Origin of the sequence: Devosia sp. (genome assembly GCF_048261455.1) — a bacterium.
In the GTDB taxonomy this organism is placed as follows: Bacteria; Pseudomonadota; Alphaproteobacteria; order Rhizobiales; family Devosiaceae; genus Devosia_A.
In genome coordinates, this window is the sequence record NZ_JBLXGA010000005.1 from 123810 (window position 1) to 147338 (window position 23529).

Annotated in this window: 18 protein-coding genes and 3 tRNA genes; 10 read left to right on the top strand and 11 right to left on the bottom strand. The window is 64.0% G+C overall.

Annotated features, from left to right (window positions below; genetic code table 11):
• Positions 1-33 precede the first annotated feature (33 nt).
• Together ACN0TK_RS07600 and ACN0TK_RS07605 are read right to left on the bottom strand one after the other, a co-directional pair.
• A tRNA-Gly gene (locus tag ACN0TK_RS07600) sits at positions 34-107 on the bottom strand.
• A gap of 51 nt (positions 108-158) precedes the next feature.
• Positions 159-243 (bottom strand) — tRNA-Tyr (locus ACN0TK_RS07605).
• A 172-nt stretch (positions 244-415) separates the two neighbouring features.
• On the opposite strand from ACN0TK_RS07605, the gene rlmB reads away from it, so the two are divergent.
• Positions 416-1174 carry a 23S rRNA (guanosine(2251)-2'-O)-methyltransferase RlmB gene (gene rlmB / locus ACN0TK_RS07610; protein ID WP_417308869.1) on the top strand — a complete coding sequence of 253 codons (759 nt, stop codon included), beginning with the start codon at positions 416-418 and terminating at the stop codon, positions 1172-1174.
• A 56-nt stretch (positions 1175-1230) separates the two neighbouring features.
• On the opposite strand, the gene ACN0TK_RS07615 is transcribed toward rlmB, so the two are convergent.
• Positions 1231-2292, bottom strand: coding sequence for a hypothetical protein (locus ACN0TK_RS07615; protein ID WP_417308870.1), 1062 nt, complete (start codon positions 2290-2292; stop codon positions 1231-1233).
• Positions 2293-2480: 188 nt separating this feature from the next.
• Here ACN0TK_RS07615 and ACN0TK_RS07620 point away from each other — a divergent pair.
• Positions 2481-2556: transfer RNA gene (locus tag ACN0TK_RS07620), tRNA-Thr, on the top strand.
• A 23-nt stretch (positions 2557-2579) separates the two neighbouring features.
• Here the strand turns inward: ACN0TK_RS07620 and ACN0TK_RS07625 are convergent.
• The 4 genes from ACN0TK_RS07625 to ACN0TK_RS07640 all read right to left on the bottom strand — a co-directional run bounded on the left by ACN0TK_RS07625 (position 2580) and on the right by ACN0TK_RS07640 (position 10099).
• Entirely contained in the window at positions 2580-5285 is a 2706-nt protein-coding gene (locus ACN0TK_RS07625; protein ID WP_417308871.1) for an EAL domain-containing protein, read from the bottom strand.
• Between the two features lie 9 nt (positions 5286-5294).
• Positions 5295-6059: a FecR domain-containing protein gene (locus ACN0TK_RS07630; protein WP_417308872.1), complete on the bottom strand. Its 765-nt coding sequence runs from the start codon at positions 6057-6059 to the stop codon at positions 5295-5297.
• A 203-nt stretch (positions 6060-6262) separates the two neighbouring features.
• Positions 6263-8686, bottom strand: coding sequence for a penicillin-binding protein 1A (locus tag ACN0TK_RS07635; RefSeq protein WP_417308873.1), 2424 nt, complete (start codon positions 8684-8686; stop codon positions 6263-6265).
• 147 nt (positions 8687-8833) lie between these two features.
• Positions 8834-10099: an N-acetylmuramoyl-L-alanine amidase gene (locus ACN0TK_RS07640; protein ID WP_417308874.1), complete on the bottom strand. Its 1266-nt coding sequence runs from the start codon at positions 10097-10099 to the stop codon at positions 8834-8836.
• 605 nt (positions 10100-10704) lie between these two features.
• On the opposite strand from ACN0TK_RS07640, the gene ACN0TK_RS07645 reads away from it, so the two are divergent.
• The 3 genes from ACN0TK_RS07645 (at position 10705) to ACN0TK_RS07655 (ending at position 14720) form a co-directional block, all read left to right on the top strand.
• The gene (locus ACN0TK_RS07645; RefSeq protein WP_417308875.1) at positions 10705-13455 is read left to right on the top strand and encodes an Rne/Rng family ribonuclease; all 2751 of its coding nucleotides are present in this window, start codon (positions 10705-10707) and stop codon (positions 13453-13455) included.
• Between the two features lie 109 nt (positions 13456-13564).
• Complete coding sequence (locus ACN0TK_RS07650; RefSeq protein ID WP_417308876.1) at positions 13565-14254, top strand: helix-turn-helix transcriptional regulator; 690 nt, start codon at positions 13565-13567, stop codon at positions 14252-14254.
• A gap of 103 nt (positions 14255-14357) precedes the next feature.
• Positions 14358-14720, top strand: coding sequence for a VOC family protein (locus ACN0TK_RS07655; RefSeq protein ID WP_417308877.1), 363 nt, complete (start codon positions 14358-14360; stop codon positions 14718-14720).
• Positions 14721-14732: 12 nt separating this feature from the next.
• Here the strand turns inward: ACN0TK_RS07655 and ACN0TK_RS07660 are convergent, their stop codons facing one another.
• The 3 genes from ACN0TK_RS07660 to ACN0TK_RS07670 all read right to left on the bottom strand — a co-directional run bounded on the left by ACN0TK_RS07660 (position 14733) and on the right by ACN0TK_RS07670 (position 17958).
• Positions 14733-15224 carry a GNAT family N-acetyltransferase gene (locus ACN0TK_RS07660; protein ID WP_417308878.1) on the bottom strand — a complete coding sequence of 164 codons (492 nt, stop codon included), beginning with the start codon at positions 15222-15224 and terminating at the stop codon, positions 14733-14735.
• 77 nt (positions 15225-15301) lie between these two features.
• Positions 15302-16804, bottom strand: coding sequence for an ArnT family glycosyltransferase (locus tag ACN0TK_RS07665; protein ID WP_417308879.1), 1503 nt, complete (start codon positions 16802-16804; stop codon positions 15302-15304).
• Between the two features lie 2 nt (positions 16805-16806).
• Positions 16807-17958 (bottom strand): pyridoxal phosphate-dependent aminotransferase, encoded by a 1152-nt coding sequence (locus ACN0TK_RS07670; protein ID WP_417308880.1) that lies wholly within the window; start codon positions 17956-17958, stop codon positions 16807-16809.
• Between the two features lie 132 nt (positions 17959-18090).
• Between ACN0TK_RS07670 and ACN0TK_RS07675 the strand changes: the two genes are divergently transcribed.
• The 4 genes from ACN0TK_RS07675 to accC all read left to right on the top strand — a co-directional run bounded on the left by ACN0TK_RS07675 (position 18091) and on the right by accC (position 21407).
• Positions 18091-19032, top strand: a complete 942-nt coding sequence (locus tag ACN0TK_RS07675) for a DsbA family protein (protein ID WP_417308881.1) — start codon at positions 18091-18093, stop codon at positions 19030-19032.
• A gap of 89 nt (positions 19033-19121) precedes the next feature.
• Positions 19122-19556 carry a type II 3-dehydroquinate dehydratase gene (gene aroQ, locus ACN0TK_RS07680; protein WP_417308882.1) on the top strand — a complete coding sequence of 145 codons (435 nt, stop codon included), beginning with the start codon at positions 19122-19124 and terminating at the stop codon, positions 19554-19556.
• Between the two features lie 10 nt (positions 19557-19566).
• Positions 19567-20055 (top strand): acetyl-CoA carboxylase biotin carboxyl carrier protein, encoded by a 489-nt coding sequence (gene accB, locus ACN0TK_RS07685; protein ID WP_417308883.1) that lies wholly within the window; start codon positions 19567-19569, stop codon positions 20053-20055.
• A 5-nt stretch (positions 20056-20060) separates the two neighbouring features.
• Positions 20061-21407 carry an acetyl-CoA carboxylase biotin carboxylase subunit gene (gene accC, locus ACN0TK_RS07690; RefSeq protein ID WP_417308884.1) on the top strand — a complete coding sequence of 449 codons (1347 nt, stop codon included), beginning with the start codon at positions 20061-20063 and terminating at the stop codon, positions 21405-21407.
• 235 nt (positions 21408-21642) lie between these two features.
• Here the strand turns inward: accC and ACN0TK_RS07695 are convergent, their stop codons facing one another.
• Positions 21643-22704, bottom strand: coding sequence for an alpha/beta hydrolase (locus ACN0TK_RS07695; RefSeq protein WP_417308885.1), 1062 nt, complete (start codon positions 22702-22704; stop codon positions 21643-21645).
• A 95-nt stretch (positions 22705-22799) separates the two neighbouring features.
• On the opposite strand from ACN0TK_RS07695, the gene aat reads away from it, so the two are divergent.
• Positions 22800-23438, top strand: a complete 639-nt coding sequence (gene aat, locus ACN0TK_RS07700; RefSeq protein ID WP_417308886.1) for a leucyl/phenylalanyl-tRNA--protein transferase — start codon at positions 22800-22802, stop codon at positions 23436-23438.
• Positions 23439-23529 lie beyond the last annotated feature (91 nt).

The window sequence follows — 23529 nt, forward strand, 5'->3', positions numbered from 1 at the left end:
GGCAGCTGTGATTGGGGAGAGGCCGGACAGGTTTGGAGCGGGTGAAGGGAATCGAACCCTCGTATTCAGCTTGGAAGGCTGCTGCTCTACCATTGAGCTACACCCGCACCAGACGATCGGCACAATGGGCCGCCACTTGCGTAGCACGAAAAGTGGGGTGGTGGGAGAGGTAGGACTCGAACCTACGAAGGCGTAGCCAGCGGATTTACAGTCCGCCCCCTTTGCCGCTCGGGACACTCTCCCGGTTCCCAAAAGAACCGCTGGCTTGCGCCAGGCGAACGGCTTGGTAGTCCGAAACGCGTGGGGTTTATGCTGATGGGAAGAGCCACTGTCAACTCCCATATGACACTTTCCTCACGGGCGGGAAAAAAGGGAATTGCTTGCCGAGTTCACGCAAAGCAGCTAGCGCAGGTCCATGAGCCGAAACAAGTTTCCCCCAAAGCCCCGCTACGACCCGGATACCGGGCCGGTCTACCTGTACGGCATGCACACGGTGCGCGCGGCACTTGACAATCCGCGTCGCGAAAAACGTAACCTTCTGGTTACGCCAAATGCCTTGGCGCGGCTGAATGAGTCGGGCGGGACCGGCGGCATGTCCCCGTCCACCACTACGCCGAAGGAGCTCGATCGGCTGTTGGGCAGCGATGCGGTGCATCAGGGAGTCGCGCTGGAAGTCGAACCGGTGAGTCGCTTCGGGCTTGCCGACCTCAAGGCGCCACGGCTCGTGGTGGTGCTCGACCAACTGACCGATCCGCATAATGTCGGCGCGATTCTGCGCACCGCCTGTGCTTTCGGCGCCGATGCGGTGATTACCACGGCCCGCCATTCGCCGCGCGAAACCGGCGTCATGGCCAAATCGGCGTCCGGCGCACTCGATCTCGTGCCGATGATCGAGGTGCGCAACCTCGGCGATGCGCTTCAGGATCTGAAACGCATGGGACTCGTGGTCATGGGATTCGATTCCGAAGCCCCTGCCCCCCTGCGCCCGCGGACCGACGACATGTCTCTGGCCGTCGTCATGGGCGCCGAAGGCAAGGGCCTGCGCCAGCGGACGCGCGAACTCTGCGACGAGATGGTGCGGCTCGATATGCCCGGACCGATCAAGTCGCTCAATGTGTCCAATGCTGCAGCAATCGCGCTCTTTGCCGCCACGGCAGGCCGCCGCGCCCAATAAGAAAGCCGCGACCCGAAGGTCGCGGCTCAGCTCATATCGACACTGATGGCCGTTGCCTACTGAGCGGCTTCGATCGCCGCGAGGGCATCGGCCCGGCCGCGTGCCGCAGCACCGTCCAGTTCGACCTCGACGACAACCTCAGCGTCCGCGTCAACCGCATCGGCATCGGCGATCGCGGCCTCGGCATCTGCCTCACCGCGGGCCTCTGCGTCGCTCATTGCATCTCCGCTTTCGATCGGCGCAGCTTCGGAGTCCGCCGCCATCGGCGTGACCTCAATCTCGATGTCCATCGGCGTGTCATCAGCCGCGGCAACCGCCGCTTCGGCATCTGCCGCGCCGCGCACGCTGGCGCTATCAGCGGGCTCCGCCATAGGCGTCGCCTCAACCTCGGTGTCCATCGGCACGGCGTCAGCCGCCTTGATCGCCGATTCGGCGTCCGAAGCGCCGCGTGCACTGGCGGCGTCAGCGGACTCCGCCATGGCAGCGGCCTCTGCGGCCATGCGCTCTTCTTCTTCCCTTGCGGCGGCCTCGGCAGCGATTCGCTCCTCTTCGGCCTTTGCTGCTGCGGCAGCCTCGGCTTCTGCCTTAGCGGCGGCTTCCAGTTCGGCCTTGGCGTCTGCCTCGGCTTGAGCCTGTGCCGCGGCTTCCTCGGCAGCCTTCTGCTCGGCTTCTGCCTTGGCAGCAGCTTCTGCAGCCGCCGCTTCTTCAGCCGCCTTGGCTTCGGCTTCCGCCTTTGCAGCAGCCTCGGCGGCTGCGGCTTCCTCGGCGGCCTGTTCAGCAGCGGCGGCCTCCTCTGCGGCCTTGGCCTCAGCTTCCGCAGCAGCCGCTTCCTCAGCCGCCTTGGCCTCGGCTTCAGCCTGCGCAGCTTCCTCGGCAGCAGCAGCTTCCTCGGCAGCCTGCTCGGCAGCGGCAGCCTCTTCGGCGGCCTTGGCCTCGGCTTCCGCAGCCGCCGCTTCTTCAGCAGCGGCAGCTTCTGCGGCGGCGCTATCGTCCGGCTGCTCGGCCGTGGCCTCTGCCGACGGCGCCGGCTCGGATGGCGTATTGTTGTCACACGCCGCGAGCAGCAGTCCGCCGAGCAGCACTGCAGCCGGCAGGCCGATGGCAGTTGTCCGTTTCATGTTGTGTCCCTCTCAAGTCCGACGCGCTTATGGCCGACAAACCGGCCCTCGGAGCCCATAAACCATCAATAGGGACAGTTTCGCAATGCGCCGGGAGCGTCGATCCGCTGATAAGCTGCGCGCAAAGCGGCATCTGTGCATCATGGTTTCTTGCGCAGTCGAGCCGCCGGTGCTATCGCACGCGCCGTGCCGGCATAGCTCAGTTGGTAGAGCAGCTGATTTGTAATCAGAAGGTCGCGGGTTCGACTCCTGCTGCCGGCACCAGCTCCCAAAAACCGACAGCCCTGTTAGCTCGCAAGCCGTTGCGGGATCTGAGCGCCGACGAGCTCCATGAGATTTTCGGCTGTCATCGGTCGCCCGAAGCGATAGCCCTGCCCTATGTCGCAGCCAAGCTCGGCCAGGACGCGCATCTGCGCTTCGGTCTCGATTCCTTCGGCCACGACGTCACGGCCCAGTTCACGGCTCATGCGCAGGACCGCCGATGCGATCGCGAGGGAGTCGCGATCATCCGGCAGCCCGGTGACGAAAGCACGATCGATCTTGATGGTGTCGACCGGCAGTTCGGCGATGGCCCGCAATGAGGAATAGCCGGTGCCGAAATCATCGAGCGAAATCCGCACACCTTCCTGGCGAAGGTGCTCCAGACAGCCGACCACATGCGGTGCCGGCGCCAGAAAGACACCTTCGGTAATCTCCAGATCAATCCGCCGCGGATCGACGCCATGACGCCTCGCCTCGCTGAGCAGGTGATCGGAGACGTTTGACGTCTGGATTTCGAGAGGCGACACATTGATGCCGATGCGCAGATGATCGGGCCACGCGGCGGCGGCGCTGAGTGCCCGCGTCCGCACCAGCCGCCCCAGCTCGACGATCAGTCCGGAGCGCTCCGCCAGCCGCACAAACAGCTCGGGCGACACCTGCTGGTCCTGTCGCTTCCAGCGCACCAACGACTCCGCGCCGATGATGGTGCCGTCCTTGAGCGAGACCTGCGGCTGAAACAGGACATCGAGGGCTTCATCGCGCAGCGCCACGCGCAGGTCGGCCTCGATCATCCGGTTGTGATCGAGGGTCTGTTCCATCTGGCGATCGAACAGGACCACAGGCGTGGTCCACGTCTCGCCGGCGACGGACAGGGCCATCTCGGCATGGCGCAGAAGCGCTTCTGCGTCGTCACCAGTGTCATCCGGCGTCATGGCGCCGATGCGCGCACCGATGGTCGGGGCGAGATCGCCGCATCGCATGGGCCGGTTGAGTTCTTCGAGCAGGTTTGTGCCATAGTGACGGAGCTGCGCCTCGGAGAGGTTTGTGGGGCCAATGCCGGCAAAGTGGTTGCCGCCGAGGCGGGTCACCTCCGCGAGGCCTAAGGCCCGCATGCGTCCAACCACCTGACGCAGCACCTCGTCACCGACGCTTTGGCCAAAGGTGTCGTTGACGGCGTGCATCCCCGTAATGCTGAGCGCAAAGATGCTGACAGTTTCCAGCTCACGTTCCGCAAGCCTGGACACCAGCGTGTGCCGTTGCAGGGCGCCGGTCAGAAGGTCGTGCGCGCTCAGATAGCGCATGCGCGCTTCGTCATGCAGTCGCGCAGTCACATCGCGGAACGACAGACAGACCATGCGGCGGGAACTGCGGGCACCTTCCTCGAGCATGCGGGACAGCGATACAAGGTATTCGATGTGTCGGGTCTCGAGCGCCTGAGCATAAGCGATGTCGATAGTCTGCGGCCAGGTTACAGCCTCGCCAGTCTCCAGCGCCGTCCTGACCGCGTCGGCGAGTTGCGGGGGCAAGTCGGCGGCGACGGTGATGGAATGGCCGAACAGTTCATTTGCCAACGGGCTTGACGACAGGACTTTGCCGTCGCGGTCGATCACCAGAATGCCTTCGAAATTGTCGCCAACCACGCGATCGAGGATGCGCTGGACCTCATCGCGCTGGGTCTCGGCCAAGCGGCGCTGGCGCCAGCGTTGCGACAGTTCCTTCTTGGCTACGGCAATCAACACCGCGACAAGCGTCAGATGGATGCCAATGGTGCTAAGCAAGAGCCCCATCTGGGCCTGCAGCAGCAACGCGCCGGCTTCAGCTACCAGCGCGAGTGCCAAAGTAGTCGCCAGGGCTATACCAAGCCGGCGCTGGGTCAGCGCCAGCAGGCTCCCCAGCAGAAGGGCGCAAATGGGCACCACCCACCAGGGCAGACTGGCCAGTTCGCGATGCTGAACCAATGTGTCTGCCGCCAGGATCTGCACAAGCGCGCCGGGCAGCACGCCGTGTTTCGGCACGACGAAAAGATCTCGTAGTTCGATCGCCGACGCGCCGATCACCACCTGGCGCCCGGAAACTGCGCTCATATCAGCCGTGCCATTCAGCACGTCGATGGCGGACAGCCGCGGAATGCGGCTGGGGTCGATGGCGTAATCAATACCAAAATGGGGGCTGCCTGCACCGCGCTCCGCCAGTAGCGCGGCAAGCGAAGGCAATGGCGTGCCGCCGATGGCACGGCCATTTTCCGCCTGGCGCAACACGCCACCATCATCCACTGCAATATTCACCGAGGCGAGATCGACCAGCGGAAGAAACCGCTCCATTGGCATGCTGCCCACGGGCCCGTTTGACCCCGTCTGCTCGAAAGCAACGAGCACCGCGTAACCGCCGGCGTCAGCGAGGGCCGCTGCAAAGGCTGCATCCTCCGTCTCGGAACTTGCCGCGCTGAAGTCGACGTCGAAGGCGACCTGCTCGGCCCCTGCGTCGAGAAGGCGTGTCAGCAAATCGCCGTGCAGATGGCGTGGCCAGGGCCACAGACCAACCTCGGCGATGCTTTCGGAGTCGATGTCTACATAGGCGAAATTCTCAGTCGGCGCGACGGTTGCCGCCTCAAAGCGCAGATCCTGCAGCCATTTGTCGGCGGGCGAAAGCGTCTGGGATACTGACAGAACGGCCACGGCGGCCGCGGCGAGAACCGCGACCAGCCAGATCCGAACGGCAGGGGCAAGCGTCACGCGTCAGTCCTAGTCTTTGTCGCCCGACTTGCCGCTTTTCAGGTGGCCCAGGGCCTTGCCGGCGGACTTTTCGACGTCTTTTGCGAGGCCCTTGCTGGACTTTTCCGCATCCGACTTTGCCTTGCCTGCTGACTTGGCCGCATCATCGGCGAGTTTTTTCAGCTGCCCCGGCGGCATACCATCCGACCCGACACCTTTGGCCTGGGGCGGCAGGTCCGGCGTACCCTTGAGACTCTCGCCGTCCAGCAGCAGTTCGCCATCATCGGCACGCGAAGCGCGTTGGCCTGCCCCGACCAGGGTATTGGCACCACTCTTACGGTCGCGGACAGCCACGGTGCCGCGGTTGACGCGAACTTCGGCAATGTTCTCGCCATAGATCACGGTGAATCGGGTCCCTTTGACCACGGCGGCAAGTTGCGGCGTTTCCACGGCGAAATGCTCGACCTGGCGCACATCGGCCTCGACCGAGACGATGCCGAAATCCTGCTTTACCGTGGTGTAGAGCGTATCGGCGCGATCATAGATGCGGATCTGCGTGTTCGAGCCCAAATCGATGCGCTCATTGCCACGCTCCAGGCGCACCTTCGTGCCTTTGCCGGTCCGCACCATGGTGCCGTCCGGCACGATGTCACCACGCGACAGAGGCGTCCAACCGTTGTCGAGCATAAGAAAGACCGGCCCGCGCACCCGCGACGCGGCCCAGTCCGCGGCCAGCGCTGGTGTGAGGAAAAAACTGACAAATACAAACCCGACCAGGGCGCGAAGAACAGACATGGGGGTAGCCTCTATTGCGCGAAAACACCGCTTTTCATGCGGTACGTTCGCTCAATAGTCCTTCGCAGATATGAATCGCGCCAAGTCTCTGCGGCTGAGGTAAACCCTTTATTTCCGAACCCGGACAAATACGCGGTACACCTCAGGGCTCCGCGTGCGAAGATCAGTGTTGCGGACGCCCGGGTGGCGCCCTGCTCTGCTCGCTAGAACAGCCCGCCGCGCCCTAGGGTCATATCCGTACTGGGATCCTGCCCCTGCTGGATGTTCTGGAAGGCATTGGAATCGACGCCGATTACCGAGGTGACGAGATTGGGGCCCGTCCCAGGCTTGAAGGCCTCGTAGATGGCCGCCGAGCCGCCGTTCGCCTTCACGCCGGTCGCCGGATCGATCCAGACCTGGGCCATGCCGCTGGGCATGTTGAACGGTGTGGGCGGTTTGCCCTGCAATGCCTTCGACACGAAGCTGGTGAAGATCGGCACGGCCATTTCACCGCCTGTCGCCCGCCGGCCCATGCTGCGTGGCGTATCGAAGCCAACATAGACGCCAACTGCCAGTTCCGGCGTGAAGCCGATGAACCAGGCGTCCTTGTAGTCGTTCGACGTACCGGTCTTGCCCGCCACGGGACGGTTCAGCGACTTGGCGCCGGTGCCGGTGCCACGCTGCACGACGCCTTCCATCATCGAGGTGATCTGATAGGCCGTCATCGGGTCGAGGACCTGCTCGCGGTTGTCGATGATCAGCGGCTCGGCCTGACCCTGCCAGCTGTCCGCGGTACAGCCGTCACACAGCCGCTCGTCATGGCGATAGATGGTCTTGCCATAGCGGTCCTGGATACGATCAATCAGCGTCGGGGTGATGCGACGGCCGCCATTGGCGATGGTCGCATAGGCCGCCGTCATGCGCAGATCGGTCGTCTCGCCGGCGCCGAGCGCCATGGCCAGCACCGGGTTCAGCGTGTCGTAGATGCCGAACATCTTGGCGTAGTCCGAGATCAGCGGCATGCCGAGATCCTTGGCCAGCCGAACGGTCATGACGTTCCGGCTGCGCTCGATGCCCCGGCGCAGGGTCTGCGGTCCATAGAATTGCTGTGCATAGTTTTCCGGCCGCCAGACCGAACCATCGGCATTGACCACTTCCAGCGGTGCGTCGAGCACCACCGAGGCCGGCGTATAGCCGTTGTCGAGCGCCGCCGAATAAACGATCGGCTTGAACGAGGAGCCGGGCTGCCGCAGCGCCTGCGTCGCGCGGTTGAATTCGGACTCGGCGAACGAGAAGCCGCCGACCATGGCCAGGACGCGCCCGGTGCGCGGGTCCATCGCAACGATGGCGCCTTCGAGCTCAGGCACCTGCTCGAGCGTGTAATTGCTTTCGGTGCCCTCGACCTTCGACACATAGATCACGTCGCCGGGTTTCAGCACCGTACCGAGTTTCGGCGAGAGCCACTTGATGTCCGGCCCGGCGAGCGTGCCGGTCTCGCGGTCAGACGACACCGCGCCGCCGATCTCGGTTTCCGGCCGCAGGCCGATCTTACCTTCATTGGCGCCCATTTCGAGCACCACGGCGAGCTGCCATTCCGGCACATCGGTCAGCCGGTCGATCTCGTTGACGGCGACGCCCCAGTCCTCGGAAATATCGACGGTCGCAACCGGACCGTTGAAGCCTTCCGCCCGGTCGTAGCGGATCAACCCGTCCATCAGCGCCTTGCGCGCGTAGCCCTGCAGCTTGGGGTCGAGTGTGGTGCGCACCGACATGCCGCCACCATAGAGCTCGGCTTCACCGTACAGCTTGTTGAGCTGGCGGCGCACTTCTTCGGTGAAATACTCGGCCGAATAAAGTTGGCTGCCAGAGCTGCGTGGGGTGACGTTCAGCGATTCCTGCTTGGCGGCTGCCGCTTCCGCCTCGGTGATGTAGCCATTCTCCAGCATGCGATCGAGCACCCAGTTGCGGCGTTCAATGGCCTGCTTGGGCCGGCGGAAGGGGTGGTAATTGTTCGGGCCCTTGGGCAGCGCTGCGAGATAGGCGGCCTCGCCGAGGGTCAGTTCGTGCAGCGCCTTGTCAAAATAGTTCAGCGCCGCTGCGGCCACGCCATAGGAATTGAGGCCAAGGAAGATCTCGTTGAGATAAAGCTCGAGGATCTTGTCCTTGGAAAAGGTCGACTCAATTCTCAGCGCCAGAATGGCTTCTTGGATTTTTCGGTCCCAGGTCTGCTCCGAGGTAAGCAGGAAGTTCTTGGCCACCTGCTGGGTGATGGTCGAGCCGCCACCCTGGATCGAGCGATTGCCTTCGATGCGGGCCATGATGTTGTCGCGCAGCGCGCGGATCACACCGTCAACGGCAATGCCGCCGTGGCTGTAGAAATCCTTGTCCTCTGCCGAAATGAAGGCGTTGATCACCAACGCCGGGACGGTCTCGATCGGCTGGAACAGGCGGCGTTCACGCGCATACTCGGCGAGCAACGTTCCGTTCGCGGCGTGCACCCGGGTCGTCACCGGCGGCTGATAATCCTTGAGCACCGTATAGTCCGGCAGGTCGGACGAGACCTGCTGAATATAGACAACGCCGACACCAACCGCCGCCAGCGCACAAAAGATACCAAAGCCGAATAACCAGCCGAGCAGTCTGAACATCGATACGAGAACCCCGGAATCGTTGCGCCGGGCAAGTCAGACCCGGCGCTCAGTTGACGGAATCATACCAGACAAGGGCCGAAATGTGGACAAGTCTGCACGATCAGCAGCTTGTGTCCGGCATCTGCCGTCAAAGTGGCAAAAAAATCACTCCGCTGCCGCGGTCTGGCGCGCGGCATCGAAATAATCGGAGATGCCCTCTGCCAGCGCCGAGACCGCCTTCTCGCGCCAGTCCGAGCGCTGCAGGTTGGCGATGTCCGAAGCGTTCGACAGGAACCCGAGTTCGATCAGCACCGACGGCACATCCGGAGCCTGCAGCACGAAAAAGTCGGCCTGCCGGACCGGGAAGCGGCGCAGCCTGACGGCCGGTCCCAGCCGCTTGACGATCGCCTGCGCCGCGAGGAACGAGGATTTGCGCATTTCGCGCCGCATCAGGTCGAGCAGGATGCTGCTCACCTCCGGCGGTCCGTTCGGTAACGCGAAGCCGGCCACCATGTCGAACTTGTTCTCGCCCTCGGCCAGCACCTTGTCGAGGATATCGGTCGCCTTTTCGTCGCGGGTGTAGACACTGGCGCCTCGGATTTCTTCTTCCTGAAAGCTGTCGGCGTGCAGCGAGATAAACAGGTCCGCCTTGTTCTGACGGGCCAGCGCCACGCGTTCGTTCAGCGTCAGATAGGTGTCGTCCTCGCGTGTCAGGGCCACATCGAAGTGCCCGGTATCGATCAGCACGCGCTGCAGGTCGAGCGCGAACGCCAGGGTGATCGCTTTTTCGCGTACCCCGTTCGGTGCCGAGGCCCCGTTGTCGATACCGCCATGTCCCGGATCGATGACCACCAGGGGCCGCGTTCCGGGATCGGAGTTTCCGGTCGCCAGCGCGGGTTTGCTCGCCGCGGCCTCTGCTTCGGCCCGCTGACGCGCTGCCATCGCATCGGCCGCAACTCGCGCCGCGAAGTTCTCCTCGGTGTCGCCGATCATGTCGACCACCAGCCGCGCGGGCTGATCGTCCACCGCATCGAGCACATAGGCCTGCTGCACCTGGCCTGGCTTACCCAGCTTGAGCTCGGTGCGCGCCCTGCCCTTTTCCGCCATCGTGATGCTGAAGGACGATATCAGTCCGGTCCCGGCGACATCGGCCGGCACCGAGATGTTGACCTGCCAGGCCTTGACGTCCACGGCGATGCGGTCGGGCTCGCGCAGCGACACGATGGCAAATTCTGTGGGGCCGCTCAGATCGATCACCAGCCGGGCCCGATCGGGCGTCGAGGTCACACGGGCGTCGATCACGTCCGGATAGTCCTCAATCGTATCGAGCTGGGCCATGGCCGGGGCGCCGAAGAGCAGGACCATCAACGCGGCGAACAGGACGCGGACTGCGGCACTGGTGTCGCGCGGCGCGGCGGGTGAAAATATCACGGCGGCAAGACTCCTTGAGATTGTCCGCAGACCTTCAGACCAATCGGGCGATTCCGGGGCATCGGGAAAGCACCATCAGTGCATGATCACGCGGCCGTGAGGTCAAACGCGTACAGAATGGGGGGCTGGAGTTTCCTGTTGCCAATTTGCTGCAACAGCCCTAAAGCCTTGATTGAGGCGGCTTGCCTCCTACCCCATCTGTCGTCTGGCGCCTTGCGCTGGCGGCCTGGCGGTCGGCGGCGGCGGACCGGAGGTGTTTCTCCGGCTTCGAGATGCGGCACATTTTGACGCCTCTGTGTAGAATATCGGTCCCAACAGGATCGACTGGCAGGCGACGCCCAAGGCCTTCGGCCTGCCCCAAGGAAGAGGTGTTATGGCCACCGAGCGGGCAAATTCTGACGCAACGCACAGTTCTGTTTGCGCATTTGCCGTCTCCTTTCTTCGGCCTGGGGTCCTTTTTCCACGCGCTGACGCCTCCGTCAGTGCCTTTAACGGCGCAGTGAGCGCCTCCTTACTCGAACCATTCGCCTCGCATGGCGCCAGACGCGGACGACCGGTAAGCCGGGCGTCGTCCGTCGGTGCGCGAAGGCGCGGAGCAACGTTTTATGGCTACCAAGAGAATGCTGGTGGATGCCATCCACCCGGAAGAGACGCGGATCGTCGTCACCAGCGGCAATAAGCTAGAGGAATTCGACTTCGAATCCGCCAGCCGGCGGCAGCTCAGAGGCAATATCTATCTTGCCAAGGTGACACGGGTCGAACCGTCCCTGCAGGCCGCTTTCGTCGAATATGGCGGCAATCGCCACGGCTTCCTCGCGTTCAGCGAAATCCACCCCGATTATTACCAGATCCCCGTTGCCGACCGCGAAGCTCTGCTGCGCGAAGATGCGGCACAGGAATCTGATGAGAGCGCCGATTCTTCGAACGCGCCGGCGGAAGCCGGTGCCGAAGCCGACCCGCAGTCGACCGAGCCGGATGAGAGCGACGACGGCAGCCATGTCGAGCAGGCCCCGTCGAACAGCGAGCCGGTCGAACAGGTCGGCGGCAGCGATGCGCTGGAAGACATCCAGGAACGGCGGCGCCCCAATGTGCGCAGCCGTCATTACAAGATCCAGGAAGTGATCAAGCGCCGGCAGGTCATGCTGGTGCAGGTCGTCAAGGAAGAACGCGGCAACAAGGGCGCGGCGCTCACCACCTATCTGTCACTGGCAGGCCGCTATTCGGTTTTGATGCCCAATACCGCCCGCGGTGGCGGCATTTCGCGCAAGATCACCAATGCTGCCGATCGCAAGCGCCTCAAGGACATCGTCGGCGACCTCGACGTGCCGCAGGGTCAGGGCATCATCCTCAGGACCGCCGGCGCCAGCCGCACCAAGGCTGAGGTGAAGCGCGATTTCGAGTATCTGCAGCGGCTGTGGGAAAATGTCCGCGCCCTGACACTCAAGTCCCAGGCGCCGTGCCTCGTCTACGAGGAAGGTTCGCTGATCAAGCGGACCATCCGCGATCTGTATTCCAAGGAGATCGACGAGCTGCTGGTCGCCGGTGACGAGGCCTATCGCGAGGCCAAGGACTTCATGCGGATGATCATGCCCTCGCACGCCAAGAACGTGCAGGCCTTCAAGGAAGATCAGCCGATCTTTTCGAAGTTCAATGTCGAGCCGCAGCTCGACCAGATGTTCTCGCCGCAGGTCACCCTGCCTTCGGGCGGCTATCTGGTGATCAATCCGACCGAGGCGCTGGTTTCGATCGACGTCAACTCGGGCCGCTCCACCAAGGAGCACAATATCGAGGACACGGCGCTCCAGACCAATCTGGAAGCGGCCGAGGAAGTCGCGCGCCAGCTGCGCCTGCGTGATCTCGCCGGTCTGATCGTGATCGATTTCATCGACATGAGCGAGAACCGGGCCAACCGTGCGGTAGAGCGCAAGCTCAAGGACGCGCTGAAGAACGATCGCGCCCGCATCCAGGTCGGCCGTATCAGCCACTTCGGCCTGATGGAAATGAGCCGCCAGCGCATCCGCTTCGGGGTCGTCGAAAGCTCCACCCACAAGTGTCCGACCTGCTCCGGCACCGGCCTCGTGCGCTCGGTCGAAAGCCTGGCGCTGATGGTCATGCGCCAGGTCGAGGATCACGTACTGAAAAAGCCCGGCGCCTCGATCAACCTGCGGGTGCCGACCGATGTCGCGCTCTACATGCTCAACAGCAAGCGCAACACGCTCATCGCGCTCGAAGTGAAATACGAACTGTCGATCACCATCGTGGCCGATGACCATGTCGGCCCGACGCATTTTGCCATCGAACGAGGCGAAGCGCGGGTCAATGATCGCCTGCCGACCGCCGGCACTCATGTGCGGGTCGACACCACTGTGCTCGAGGACGCTGACGACGACATCGAGGATGATACCGCCGACGAGACCGAAAACGCTGCCGCTTCGAATGACGAATCGGGCGAGCGCGGTGGCCGTCGCCGCCGTCGGCGCCGTCGTGGTGGGGATCGCGAAGATCGGCCGCAGCAGGCTGCTGCGGAAACGACCGATGCTGACGGCGTCGCCGCCGAAAGCGCCGCCTCCGGCAGCAATGAAGATGACTCTGGCGATACGCCTTCGGCGGATGGCGAAGAGCCGCGCCGCCGGCGCCGGCGGGGCCGCCGTGGTGGGCGCCGTAACCGTCGTCCCGAGGATGGCCAGAGCGAAACGCAGGCCGAGACGCAGGCACAGCCCAATGAGTCCGGTGATCAGGCGGCAGACGAGGCCGTCGCAGAGACGCCTCCGGCCGAGAGCACAATGCCTGATGCCGACGCCGTCGAGACCGTCGCCGAGGCCGTGCTGGCCCAGGATGCCATCGCCGAAGCCTCGGGTGTCGATCTCGACAAGCCGGCAGAGCCGGTCGCCGAAGCGCCTGTCGAAAAGCCCAAGCGCGGCCGCCGCAAGAAGGCCGAGCCGGCTGCCGAGGTGAGCACCGAGACGGCTCCGTCTCCCGAGGCTTCCGCCGACGCAGCGGCAGAAGCCGAAGCGCCGCCGGCCAAGCCCAAGCGCACCCGGACCCGTAAGCCCAAGGCGGCCACGCCGCCGACAGAAGAGGCAGCTGTCGCTTCTGCCGAAAAGCTCGACTCTGTGACCGAACCGGCCGAAACGCCGGCACCGGCCGCAGCCGAACCGGTTGTCACCGAGGACAGCGCTCCGGTGGCAGAGCCGGAAGCGGAAAAGGCCGAAACGCCCAAGCCGCGCCGCCGCAGCCGCAAGGAAATCCCGGACGGCGAGATCGTCGTCAGCTCCGCCAAGGAAACCGAGGCGGAAGCCGAGGCGCCGAAGCCGAAAAAGGCCGGCTGGTGGCAGCGTCGTCTCGGCCTCGGCTGAGACTCGGGCGCAAATTGAGCGCAAACGGCGGCCCGTGGGCCGCCGTTTCTGTTTCACGGCCAGGCAAGTGTGCGTGCCGCACTGCCTGCGACCGCGGTAGGGTGGAGAGATGTCCCGCACCGAACGCCTTCTCAGCCTGATGGAACTGCTGCGCGGCCGGCGCGTGCCGGTCGCCGGTGCCGAACTGGCCCGCGAACTCGGTATCTCGCTGCGCACGCTTTATCGCGACATCGCCACGCTGCAGGGCCAGGGCGCCGATATCGAAGGCGAAGCGGGCCTCGGCTATGTCCTGCGCCCCGGCTTCACCCTACCGCCGCTTATGTTTTCCGCGGACGAGATCGAGGCGCTGGTACTCGGGTCGCGGTGGGTCGCGCGTCGCGTCGCCGACGACCGGCTCGGCAAGGCGGCGCAAACGGCGCTCGACCGGATCGCCGCGGTGCTGCCGGATGGTCTGCGCGACACCGTCGACAATGCCACGCTGCTCGTCGCGAATGGTGAGGTGATCCCAGAGGTTGTCGACTTCGCGATGATCCGCGACGCCATTCGTGCGGAGCACAAGCTGCGCATGACCTACCGCACGCCGGACGGCGCCGTGACGGAACGGGTCGTCTGGCCCTTTGCGGTGGGGTTCTTCGACAAGGTCCGCATGGTCGTCGGCTGGTGCGAGCTGCGCGCCGATTTTCGCAGTTTCCGCATCGACCGCATCTCCCAGGCCGAGCCCCTGGGCGCGCGCTATCCGCGCCGCCGGGCCAAGATGCTGGCAGAATGGAACGCGCGCGAGGGCCGGCCTCCGGCCTGAGTGTCGCTCGGATTTCTCAGTTCGTGCGCTGCTGCCGGAATCTGTCAATGCCGGTGCCTAAGCGTCGTCGGGTCAGCAACGACCCAACGACAGGATACCAGCCATGACCGTCAGCATGATCATCAACTATGTCGACAACGCCGGCACAGCCGCGCCACTCTACGCCGCCGTGCTCGGCACGAAGCCGATCCATGAGGAGGTGGGCTTCGCGATGTTCCCGCTCGCAGGAAAGACCACCCTGGGCCTGTGGAGCCGTGACAGCGTCAAGCCGGCCAGCACCGCCACGGGCAGCCAGTCCGAGATCTGCGTCACCGTCGGCAGCGATGCCGAGGTCGATACGACCCGGGCCGCATGGGAGAAACTGGGGCTCAAGATCGTGCAGCAGCCGACCGAGCTCGGTTTCGGCTACACCTTCACCGCCGAAGACCCCGACGGCAACCGCCTCCGCTGCTACACCCCGAAATAAGCCACCGCCGCCTCAGGCCCTGTAGCGGTATACAACGTCCTCCAGGTCCTGGCGCGTGGCGTCAGGATCGATCACGCCGCCCAGCCGCTCACACACAGTGCGCGAGGCGGCGTTCTCGGCGTCGCAATAGCTAACCAGTGTCGTGAGACCACGCTGCTCAAACGCCCAGCTCCGCATCTCTCGTGCCGCTTCAGTCGCATAGCCGTGACCCTCGAAACCGGCATAGAGGAACCAGCCGAGCTCCTTTTCGGCGAACAACGGCCCATGGCTGATCCCCACCTGCCCCACCGTCTCGCCCGTCGCTGCCAGTTCGATCAGCAGGCAGCCATGCTCGAACAGCTGCCAGCAGGCGACGTCGTGACAGAATAGTCCCCAGGCGGCGCGGGTATCGAAGGGGCCACCCATGAAACGCGCGCGCTCCGAGGCCATCATGTCGCGGTAGGCATCGAAGTCCGCCGCAGCCATGGGGCGCAGGCGCAGGCGTTGAGTGGTCAAGGTGGGCATCATGAAATCATCAATGCTCAATGGCTGGTGGACCTGTCTGCTACCGGCACCAAAGGCGACGAGCCAGCAAGATTGACTCATTGAGCCGTATTTATTCTCCGCGCCACGACGACACCCTCCTGAGCCCACCACTGCTCATACTCTTCGCTGAACGCGGTCTGGTCCTCAGCTGCCAAGCCGCTAGGGGGTTCGAACTGTGAGAGGACCACGTAGCGTGGCCGCTGTTCGAATATGGCATGCATCGGATCCGCGGGCATCAGGCCTGCCCGAACCAATGGTGCATACATCGCCTCTCGTCGCAGATTTGCGGGGAAAGCGCCGATGGGCAGCATAGGATCGCGATCCAAGAAAAAAAGTATCAGTTGATTGCCGAGCGCCCAGACGCTGTCATCACTGCCGCTGTAGGCCTCAATGGCTGCCGCCGCGTCGGCGATCGGATGATCTACCTCGCCAGCAATCTGACGCGATACCAGCAAGGCACCCTGGACACCAAACCAAACTGTGCCCAAGGCCACAATCGCCGTCGTACCTGTCAGAACCCAGTTGGTGAGTTTTTTGCCGGCCAGCGCCAGCGACACCGCACCGAGACCAAGCACGGGCGGAAATGTCTGAAGCATGTAGTGATTATAGAAGGACCCGGTCATTGCGATCGACAGACAAATCGATACCAGAAATGTAGCGAAAATTACCCTGTCGCGAAGGAAGGTCTTGGGAGCATCCTGCCTGAGCAGGCTCATGACGGAACCGAGACCCAGTATCAGCAGCAGCACGATCACACTCGAGACCCCCGGAACAAGCCGAAGAAAACCCAGCGGGATCCAAACCAAGCCCACCGTGCCGGTTCTCGAGCGAGCGTATTCCAGTGGCAGTTCTACTGCTGCAACCCAGAGCAGCGGCAACTGGCCGTGTAGGGCGAATAGGCCAACAACGGCCAGCAAAGGCGTCAGGCCGCCAAAAGAGAGTGCAATTACGCTCCAACGCCGCAATCCAATGGCCGCTGGCCGATAGATCGCGAAGAGATGTAGCAGTGTCACGCCGAGCGCAAGGTAGACTAAGTTGGTCCGAACCAGCACTGCACAGCCGATCATCACGCCCGCTGCGTAGGATGCTCTGTTGCTGTTCGGTAGGCTCGCCAATACCAACAGAGATGTCGCCACGAACAGATTGGCAATGATCTCCGAGTTCGTGGATTCGCCCAGGTGTCCTGCATGCGAGACCACGAAGGCCGCAGCCAAAGCGAACGCGAGCGCTTGCGAAACATATCGCTTGCACAGAACGAAGAGGATGACAGCAGTGGCGGCGATAGCCGCGTCTCCGAAAAGGCGTACAGCCTCGACCGTCTCGCCCATTGCAGCCATTCCGCCCGCTAGGATCAGGAAGAACAGCGGCGGCTTGTTGTCCAGCGCCTCGATGTAAGGTAACCCATTGCGCAACACACTCTGAGCGACGACCATGAAAGTCGCTTCATCAACGTCGATTTGCTCCGATCCGAGAGCATAGTGTTGCGTCGCGAAAGCTAGCAGGATCAGCGCGGCCGGCATCCACAGCCAGCCGAGATCGGCAAGACGTGACGCCACCATCCTCACGGCTCCACAAACCCCGCGATCCGCTCGATCGCCTGCTCCATCGTGTCGCGCGTGCCGGCGAAGGAAAAGCGCACGAACCGATTGCCGTTCAAGCGGTCGAAATCTACGCCCGGGGTCGCGGCCACGCCGGCCTGATCGACCAAGGCCTCGCACCAGCTCAGCGAGTCGTCGGTGAAGCGGCTGACGTCGCAATAGACATAGAAGGCGCCATCGTTTTCGTCGGCCAGCCCGAAGCCCAGCTGCTTCAGCGCCGACACCAGCAGTTTGCGGTTTTCGGCATAATGCGCCTTCTGCTCTTCGGCGTAGGCGCGCGCCCCCAGCGCCACGGTGGCGGCGTGCTGGCTCAGCGTCGGCGCCGAGATGAAGAGGTTCTGCTGCAGCATCTGAGTGCGTGCCAACACCGCCTCGGGCAGCACCATCCAGCCGATGCGCCAGCCGGTCATGCAGTAGTATTTCGAGAAGCTGTTGATGACGATCGCCTGGTCGGTGAACTCCAGCGCACTCACCGAGGGCCCGCGATAGTCGAGCCCGTGATAGATTTCGTCAGAGATCAGCCGCACCCCGAGCCGGGCGCAGGTGGCGACGATCTCCGCCAGCCCCTCGCGGGTCACGGCGGCGCCGGTCGGGTTGGCCGGCGAGGCGAACAGCAGACCCTCGAAGGGCGATCGCGCATGCGCGGTCGCGATATCCTCGGCGGTCAGGCGCCAGTTGTTGGCGGCCTGAACGGGGATTTCCACCGCCTCGAAGCCGAGCCCGCTCAGCGTATTGAGATAGGCGGGGTAGCCCGGCCGGGTCACCGCAATCCGCGCGCCGGGCCCAAAGGTGCCCAAAAAGGCGAGGATGAAGCCCGAGGACGAGCCCATGGTCGCAATGATCGAATCGGGGTGCACCGCGGCCTGGTGCTGGCTGTGGTAATAGTCCGCCAGCGCAGCGCGCAGCTGCGGCACGCCGGCGAAATGCGTATAGCCCTGCGGCTGGTCGAGCATTTTGGCGGCGGCAGCGCGCACCTCGGGCGCTGGCGCTACGCCGGGCTCGCCGATCTCGAGATGACAGATGCTGTGCCCCTGGTCTTCGAGGGCCCGCGCCCTCGCATTGATCGCCATGGCATAAAAGGGCCTGAGCCCGGAGGTATCGGATGTCTCGGTCATCGTTCATCGCTAGGACAGTCGCGCCCATGCCTCAACCAGAATTGATGCGTTCGGGGCCTCACGGTAACCGCGGCGCTGTACTTTCGGCGCTAGTCTGCTAGCAAGCCGTGCCTCTCATGATCCGGAGTTTCCATGTCCCGCCTCGCAACTGCCCTGCTGATCATCGCCGGAATCCTCATCGGCGGGCTCGCCGCAGCGCTGGTGATTCGGCCCGGGCTCGACGAAGCGCAGGTGCGCCAGATCGCCGAACAGGTGCTCACGGAGCGTGCGGCCGACCTGCCACCGGCGCTCGATGAAGCCGCGGTGCGCGAGATCGCCGATGGCGTGGTGACGAGTGCCATGGCCGAGAGCGCCGACACCGCGCCGATGTCGCAACCAATCGACGCGGCGGCGCTCAATCCGATGATCGAGAGCTATCTGCTCGAGAACCCCAAAGTCCTGCAGCGCGCCTCGGCGGCGCTCAATGAGCAGATCAGGGCCGAAGAAACCGCCGAGCGTCAGGCGGCGCTCAGCGATCTACAGACGGCGATCTATGAAGATCCGGACCATATCGTCCTCGGCAATCCCGACGGCGATGTCACGCTGGTCGAAATGTTCGACTACAACTGCACCTATTGCCGTCAGGCCCTGCCCGACCTTGCGACTCTGATCGCCGAAGACCCGCAGCTGCGAGTGATCCTGAAGGAATTCCCGATTCTGGGCCCCGACTCGATCGATGCGGCGCGCGTCGCGGCGGTCGTCGGCCAGTCGGATGTCGACTACTGGGCTTTCCACCAGGCGCTGTTCAGCAGCAGGGGCAAGATCGACAAGGCCGCCGCCGTCAAGGCTGCGAGCGATCTCGGCCTCAGCCCGGTATCGGTGCAGCTTGAAATGGAAGATGCCGATATCACGGAAATCCTGCAGCGCAGCTTCCAGATCGCCGACCGGCTGCAGATTTCGGGCACCCCGACCTTCATCATCGGCGACGAGGTGATCCCGGGTGCCGTCGGCCTAGAGGGGCTGCGCCAGCGCGTCGACAACATGCGCGCCTGTGGCGCCACCACCTGTCCGGCGCAGGAAAACGCGCCGGGCTGAGCCTCAGGGCCGCATTTCCGCCCTTTTTCGTGAACTATGTCCCGGCCACGCTTGCGCCCGAATGGGCCGCAGTGCACAACGCAGGCATCATGGCTCACCGTATCCTCGTTCTCAATGGCCCGAACCTCAACATGCTCGGCACGCGCGAGCCGCAGACCTATGGCGCGCAGACGCTGGCCGATGTCGAGAAGCTGACGGTCGAGCATGGCGCGTCGCTCGGACTCGAGGTGACCTGCAAGCAGTCCAATCACGAGGGTGAGCTCGTCACCCTCATCCAGCAGGCGCTGGGTTCGGCCGAAGCCATCATCATCAATCCGGGTGCCTATTCGCACACCTCGGTCGCAATTCACGATGCCCTTCGGGCCGTGGCGTTGCCGGTGGTCGAGGTGCACCTGTCCAATATTCACGCGCGCGAAGCCTTCCGCCACCATTCCTATGTGTCCCCCGTGGCGCTCGGGGTGATTTGCGGGCTCGGCTCCACCGGGTATAAGCTGGCCCTCAGCGCGCTGGCCGAAAAACTATAAGAGGCATCCAATGACCAAGGCGTCGTCCAATTCTGCCGATCAGGAGCTTATCGCGGCCATCGCGAAGCTGCTCAACGAGCAGGATCTTGCCGAAATCGAGATCGAACGCGAGGACCTCAGGGTCCGGGTGACGCGCAGCTATGCCACACAGGCCGTGCAGCAGGTATCCGTCCCCGCCGCGCCCCAGGCCGCCGCACCGGCGCCCGCTCCCGCGGCCGCAGCTGCACCTGCCGCCGCTGCCACCCCCGAGGATCATGCGTCGAACCCCGGCACCCTAACCTCGCCCATGGTCGGCACGATCTATCTCGCGCCCGAGCCGGGCAAGCCGCCCTTCGTCAAGGAAGGCAGCAAGGTCTCCGAAGGCCAGACGGTGCTCATCGTCGAGGCGATGAAAACCATGAACCAGATCCCGGCGCACCGCTCCGGCACCATCACGAAGATCCTCGTCGACGACGCGGTTCCGGTCGAGTTTGGCCAGCCTCTCGTCGTCATCGAGTAGCCGAGATGTTTCAGAAAGTCCTGATCGCCAATCGCGGTGAGATCGCGCTGCGTATCCTTCGCGCCTGCAAGGAACTCGGCATCCAGACGGTCGCCATCCATTCCACGGCCGACTCGAACGCCATGCATGTGCGCCTCGCCGACGAGAGCGTGTGCATCGGCCCGCCGCCCGCCAAGGACAGCTATCTCAACATTCCCTCGATCATGGCGGCGTGTGAAATCACCGGTGCCGACGCCGTGCATCCGGGCTATGGCTTTCTGAGCGAGAACGCGCGCTTTGCCCGCATTCTCAACGAAAGCAAGATCGCCTTCATCGGCCCGTCGTCGCACCATATCGAGATCATGGGCGACAAGATCACGGCCAAGAAGACCGCGCTTGAGCTCGGCATTCCCGTAGTGCCTGGTTCTGCCGGCGCCGTCGAATCCGACGAAGACGCGATCAAGACCGCGGCAGAGATCGGCTATCCGGTGCTGATCAAGGCGACCGCCGGCGGCGGTGGCCGCGGCATGAAGGTCGCCCATTCCGAAGCCGACCTGCTCAACGCCTGGTCGACGGCTAGGACCGAAGCCAAGGCCGCGTTTGGCAATGACTCGGTCTATATGGAAAAGTACCTCGGCCAGCCGCGCCATATCGAGGTGCAGGTGCTGGGCGACGGCCAGGGCAACGCGGTGCATCTGGGCACCCGTGACTGCTCGCTGCAGCGGCGCCACCAGAAGGTATGGGAAGAGGCGCCTGCCCCCACCGTGCCGATGGACCAGCAGATGGAGATCGGCGAGATCTGCGCCGCCGCCATGCGTAAGCTGAACTATTCCGGCGCCGGCACGGTCGAGTTCCTCTACGAGAACGACGCCTTCTATTTCATCGAGATGAACACCCGGCTGCAGGTGGAGCATCCGGTGACCGAGCGCATCACCGGCGTCGACATCGTCTACGAGCAGATCCGAGTCGCCTCGGGTGAAAAGCTCAGCTTCTCGCAGGACGACGTCAAGTTCAACGGCCACGCCATCGAGGTGCGGATCAACGCCGAGGATCCGGAAACCTTCGCGCCTTCGCCGGGCAATATCACCTTCTACCACCCGGCCGGTGGCGTCGGCATCCGCGTCGATTCCGCTGTCTATCAGGGCTACACCATCCCGCCCTATTACGACTCGCTGATCGGCAAGCTGATCGCCTATGGCCGCACGCGCGACGAATGCATGAAGCGCCTCAACCGCGCCGTGGACGAGTTCGTTGTCGACGGGGTGAAGACCACCCTGCCCCTGTTCCAGCGGCTGCTGCAGAACGGCGACGTGGGACAAGCCAATTACGACATCCACTGGCTTGAAAAGTTCCTCAAGGACAACAAGGCCTGAGGCCAGGCTGATCGCTCTGAACCGACCGGCCATCGTGTCGGTCGGTTTTTTTGCGCCACCGCGCCAGCACCAACAGCCGCGCACAGCTGCCAGTCCGCCATTCGACACTGATGCAGGTCTGCCACACCCGCCCCGTTGCACATTCGTGCCAGGGAACCGGCCGCTTTCAGCCGTATTTATGATTAACCACGTATGAACGCGGCGACTTGCGCCGGTTCAGGCTCGGGCCTTCATATTACCCTTGGTTGAAGGGGGACTTCAAATGCATCTGATCGACATCATCGACGCTGCCATCTTCCTGTTCCCGGTCGTCGCCACCGTCACGGTGATCTCCCGGTTCACGCTGCGCGGGCTGCGGCACCAGCACTGAGCGCACCGCGTCGAGCCACACGCGAAACGCTTCGGTGTAGCCGATCGCATCGACGGCGTGGCTCTCGAGATGGTTGCGCGCCGCGGTGACCAGCAGCGCCGTTTCGGGCCGTGCCGCAACCAGTTGCCGTGAGATTTCGATCGGCACCAGCGGGTCATGCGCCCCATGTGCGACATGGACCGGTCCGGCAAAATCCGCCACCGCGTTGCGACTGTCGGCATCCGCGAGCGGCGCCCCGCTGAGACGCAGTAGCCACAGCGCGACCTCGACGACAGCACCGGCGAATGGCACATGCCGGCGGGTGCCGCCCGCCGTCAACACCGTTCGGAAATCGAGCGCTGGGGCGTCGAGCGCCAGTCCGGCGATCACCGATCGATCGTCCGACCGTTTCAGATATTGCCCGATGATCGCCGCGCCCATTGACTCGCCGACCAGCACCAGCCGTTCGGCGCCATTGGACCGCGCCCAGCCGACGGCCGCCTCGAGGTCGGGCCATTCTTCCAGCCCGAAGCTGTAGAGCTGGCGGCGGCCAACGGGCGCCCCGGGGTCGTTACGATAGGTGATCATCAGCACCGGCACGCCGGCCGCATGAAGGATGCGCAACTGGCGATAGCCGTTCTCGCGCGTCCCGCCGATGCCATGAACGAAGATCGCCCAAAGCGGCGACGGTTCGGCTACCGGCACCATCCAGGCGTCCGCCGGTCCCAGGGGCGTCTCGTACCGCACCGTCTCGAACGCATGGCCGAAGGCGGCGCCAGGATCGCCGCGATAGCCCAGGGTCACCGCATCGGGCGGCGCGACCTTGTTCGCGCCACTCCAGTCGACGACGCCCGCCGTCAGCGTGAGGCGCAAACCAATGGCGAGCAGCATGCCGGCCACCGGGACATAGAGCACGGCCAGAACCGCAAGCCAGATCAGTATGTTCACCCGCCCATCCTGCACGATCGCATCAAGGGCCATCCTGCGCGAATTTGCCGGTCTGCGCCATTGTTCCGCTTCGGCAGCCACGCCATATTGACCGCATGTCAAAACCGACTGACCCGTTCGCCCTCGAACTGACGCCGGAGCTGATCATCCGGGCCTATCAGTCCGGCATTTTCCCGATGGCCGAAGACGCCCAGTCGACCGAGCTCTTCTGGGTCAGCCCGGAGCGGCGCGGCATCATCCCGCTCGATGGCTACCATCTGTCGCGCAGCCTGAGAAAGACCCTGCGGTCACACAGCTATCAGATCCGCGTCGACACCGATTTCGCTGCCGTCATTGAAGGCTGCGCCACCGCCGGCACCGACCGCCAGTCGACCTGGATCAACGACGACATCCGTCAGCTCTATGGGGCGCTGTTCGACCGCGGGGTCGCGCATACCGTCGAGGTGTGGGACGGCGAGGCGCTGGTCGGCGGGCTTTATGGCCTCTCCATCGGCGCGGCGTTCTTCGGCGAATCCATGTTTCACCGCAAGACCGACTGCTCGAAGATTGCCATGGCGCATCTGCTGGAGCGGCTGTCGGCCGGTGGCTATCAGCTGCTCGACACCCAGTTCATCACCGATCATCTGCGCACCTTCGGCGCCATCGAGATCCCGCGCGCCGACTACGAGCAGCGGCTCGCCATGGCCATCGGTAGCGTTGCGGACTACGGGGCAATCGAGCGCGCATCGCGCTAGGGGTAGTGCGCAGCACGCCACCACCAAACGCGCGGCACCCGGTAAGCCCGATCTTAAGGCGAAAACTGAAAGTCTGCTTCCTTTCGCCATG